Source organism: Neobacillus mesonae (genome assembly GCF_023715155.1).
Classification (GTDB): Bacteria; Bacillota; Bacilli; order Bacillales; family Cytobacillaceae; genus Neobacillus; species Neobacillus mesonae_A.
The window spans coordinates 1-255 of sequence record NZ_JAMBNQ010000159.1; the positions used below are offsets into that span (position 1 = coordinate 1).

Below are 255 nucleotides of genomic sequence, written 5' to 3' on the forward strand. Positions count from 1 at the left end.
CTAAGGTGGGACAGATGATTGGGGTGAAGTCGTAACAAGGTAGCCGTATCGGAAGGTGCGGCTGGATCACCTCCTTTCTAAGGATATTTAGGGTTGACGTTTTGGGTGTTTAGTTTTGAGAGAATGACTCTCATAATAATGTGGGCCTATAGCTCAGCTGGTTAGAGCGCACGCCTGATAAGCGTGAGGTCGATGGTTCAAGTCCATTTAGGCCCACCATTTTTTTGTTTACTTTTATATTATATTGGGGCCTTA

At 44.7% G+C, this 255-nt stretch carries 1 tRNA gene and 1 rRNA gene; both read left to right on the plus strand.

From position 1 onward, the window contains the following. Positions 1–77 (plus strand): 16S ribosomal RNA (locus M3183_RS27675); the annotation flags it as partial. 65 nt (positions 78–142) lie between these two features. Continuing rightward, a tRNA-Ile gene (locus M3183_RS27680) sits at positions 143–219 on the plus strand. Positions 220–255 lie beyond the last annotated feature (36 nt).